This is a genomic window from Nocardioides sp. P5_C9_2, assembly GCF_054049555.1.
Window position 1 is genome coordinate 1 of sequence record NZ_JBFUMD010000488.1, and the last position, 2,914, is coordinate 2,914.

The 2,914-nt window shown below is 74.8% G+C and carries 4 protein-coding genes; 1 reads left to right on the forward strand and 3 read right to left on the reverse strand.

Annotated elements, in window-relative coordinates; all coding sequences use genetic code 11:
* From ACXJKL_RS18580 to ACXJKL_RS18590, 3 genes are all read right to left on the reverse strand, one after another.
* A partial coding sequence (locus tag ACXJKL_RS18580; RefSeq protein WP_457208485.1) for a DUF6297 family protein occupies positions 1–1,015 on the reverse strand: 1,015 nt, incomplete at its 3' end.
* Positions 1,005–1,664: an ABC transporter ATP-binding protein gene (locus tag ACXJKL_RS18585; RefSeq protein ID WP_457208486.1), complete on the reverse strand. Its 660-nt coding sequence runs from the start codon at positions 1,662–1,664 to the stop codon at positions 1,005–1,007. The genes ACXJKL_RS18580 and ACXJKL_RS18585, both read right to left, overlap by 11 nt.
* Positions 1,665–1,714: 50 nt before the next feature.
* A complete protein-coding gene (locus ACXJKL_RS18590; RefSeq protein ID WP_457208487.1) occupies positions 1,715–2,281 on the reverse strand; it encodes an O-methyltransferase in 567 nt (188 codons plus the stop codon).
* Positions 2,282–2,654: 373 nt separating this feature from the next.
* Here ACXJKL_RS18590 and ACXJKL_RS18595 point away from each other — a divergent pair, with 373 nt between their 5' ends.
* On the forward strand, positions 2,655–2,792 hold the full coding sequence (locus ACXJKL_RS18595; RefSeq protein ID WP_457208488.1) for a hypothetical protein: 138 nt from the start codon (positions 2,655–2,657) through the stop codon (positions 2,790–2,792).
* Positions 2,793–2,914: the final 122 nt, after the last annotated feature.

Here is a 2,914-nt window from a genome sequence, read left to right on the forward strand (position 1 = left end):
GGGTGACCACCAGGGCGGTCGCGCGGCCCGTGCCCGCCGCGGCCGCGGCGTACGGCACGAGGGCCATGCCGGCCAGCACCAGCCACGGCTGCGGGGCCCGGAGGACCCGTCGGGCGTCGCGGTGCACGAGCGCCCACCAGCCGCTCGGCCCGCCGCGGTGCGTCGTGACGTGGGCTCCCTTGCCCCAGCGGCGGGCGAGCAGGACGTCGTACATGAGCCCGAGGTCGAGCGAGGACAGGGCGCCGGACAGGCTGGGGGAGAGGTGCTCGGTGCGCGCCAGCACCCGACGGGACACGGTCGGCAGCGCGTGCGCGACCCGCGCGACCCCGGCGGTCCCGGCGACGGTCGCCACGAGGGCCACTGCGGCCACGGCGGTCCACGGCGGGGCGGCGGGCAGGGCCAGACGCCCCGTGGCGGTCAGGCCGAGGARCAGCCACGTCGTCCCCGCCAGGATCCACGTCGTCGCCCGGGCCACGCCGTCCTCGCGGACCTGCGAACGCGTCGCCCACGCGACGGCCGCGGCGCAGGAGGCGACGCCCGCCGTGACGTAGAGGACGGCGACGCCGACCCCGAGCCCACCCAGGACGGCGGGGGCCAGCAGGCCCGTCGCCGAGACGACCGCCGCCACGGCGACCGCACGCCCGAGCGCCGGCCGGAGCAGGTCCCCACGGTCCACCGGGCTGCTCACCACCCAGCCGTTCATGGCGGGCGGGCTGAAGACCGGGCCGAGCAGCCGTGCGCCGGCCAGGGTGAGCACGACCAGCCCGAGGCCCGCCAGCCACGGCGCGACCTCGCGCACCTGTGCGCAGGTGCCCACGCAGGTGCTGTCGGCCAGCCGGCGCAGGTTGACCACCACGCTGCCGGCCATCGAGCCGACCATCACCACGGTGAACAGGGCGACGTAGGCATCACCCAGGACCTCCCACACGTGCAGCTCGGCCCGCCCCCGGCGCCACTCCCGCACCTGGGCGCGCACCTCGCGCGCGGTGGGTGGCGACGCCGTCTCAGCCGGCACCGGGGTCCCCGGTCGCGTGCGGGGAGTCGCCGAGGCGTACGACGCGGTCGCAGGCGCGGGCGACCAGCTCGGGGTCGTGGCTGACCAGCAGGACGCCCCGGCCGGCGGCCTTCTCCTCGAGGAGGCGGGTGGCGAGCCAGGCGACGCCCGCCACGTCGAGGCGCTGCTCCGGCTCGTCCAGCACCACCAGCCGTCGCGGGCGCACCAGCACCGACGCCAGGGCCAGCCGACGGCGCTGTCCCGAGGACAGCGTGGACGGCAGCTGTCCMGACACGTCCATCAGGCCCACCTCGTCGAGCACGACGTCGACCAGGTCCTCGGCGTCGTGCTGGCCGTGGGCTCGCGCCATCAGGTCCAGGTGCTCGACGACGCTCAGGTCGGGGAAGAAGTCGATGTCGTCCATGACGACGGCCAGGTCGCGGCGGACGTCGGCGCGTCGCTCGTCGAGCACGCCGCCGTCGAGGGTGATCGTGCCGGCGTCCGGCTCGTCGGTGCCGACGATGCACCGCAGCAGGGTGGACTTCCCGCTGCCGTTGGGCCCGACGACGCCGACCACCTCGCCCTCGCCGACGTCGAGGTCGATCCGGTCGAGCACGACCCGCTCCCCGAAGACCCGGGTCAGCCCGCGCACGCTCAGGAGTTCCCCCATGCCGCCATCCAACCAGCCGGGGCAGGACCGGTCGCGCCAGCCGGTACTGGTCAGCGGCGCGTGGCGATCAGCGCCGAGGCGTCGGGCGCGATCATCACCTCGACGGCGGTGAAGCGCTCGTCGGTGAGCCACTCCTCGCGCAGGGTGTCCACCCGGCCGTAGGTGATCGGTGGCCACATCTCGCACGGCGTGAAGTCGTCGAGCACGACGATGCCGCCAGGCTCCAGCAGGTCGACGACCGCGTCGACGCGCACCGCGTCCGGCTCGCCGCTGTCGAGGAACACCAGGGAGTAGGGCCCGCGCTCGTGCAGCAGGGACCAGTCGGCCTCGAGCACCTCGACGTGGTCGTCCTCGCGGAAGATCTCGGCCGCCGCGGTGGCCAGCCGGGGGTCGCGCTCGGCGGTGAGGATGTGGGCGCCGTTGCGTACGCCGCTGCGCAGCCACGCGGTGCCGACCCCGCAACCGGTGCCGAACTCGGCCATCGTGCCGCCCCGGGTGGCGGCCAGGGTCGCCAGCAGCCGGCCGGTCTCGTTGCGGCAGAAGGACACGTAGCCGGCCTTGCGGGACACGGCGAAGGCGCGGGACACGATGTCGGGCAGCTCGGGTGGGGCACTCATGAGGTGGCCGAGTCTTCCACGACCGGGCCCCCGTCTCGCATCGTGAACGATTCCCGTCACCCGGGTGCGCCGGACCGGGCGGCGGCGTACCGTCGGTCTCACCATGCGGAGCCAGCTCGTACTCATCGACTGCCGCGGCGGGGCCTGACCGAGGCCACCTCGCCGCGGTGTTCGGCGTTGCAGTGGCCTCGGGATCAAGTTCCAGGCCCTGACGCCCCGCGGCGGTCCCGCTTCCAGCCCCATCTCGCGCGATCCGCAGTCCGCTGGTTTCCCCGTCCTCGTGCGATCCACGAGTCGTCGCCGCCCCGCCCGGGGCGTCGGGCCGCACCACCCGCCCCCGACGACCCACGACCCACGACTCACGGAGACAGCCATGTACGACATGTACCCCGACTGGGGACCAGCCAGCCACCACCCGGACAACCCGCGCAGCCAGGAGGCCATCACGGCCGCGGTCCAGGCCTCGCTTGACCTGCGAGACAACGGCGGGCGCACGCCCGAGGACAACTAGATTCGCCGCCATGAGCACCGACACCAGCACGCCGTCCGGGTCCGACGACGAGACCGCCTCGGGCACCGTCACCCTTGCCGTCATCCCCGGCGACGGCATCGGCCAGGAGGTGACCCCCGAGG

Coding starts and splice junctions, on each gene's coding strand:
- ACXJKL_RS18590 (WP_457208487.1), bottom strand. CDS start 2,281: ATGAGTGCCCCACCCGAGCTGCCCGACATCGTGTCCCGCGCCTTCGCC.
- ACXJKL_RS18595 (WP_457208488.1), top strand. CDS start 2,655: ATGTACGACATGTACCCCGACTGGGGACCAGCCAGCCACCACCCGGAC.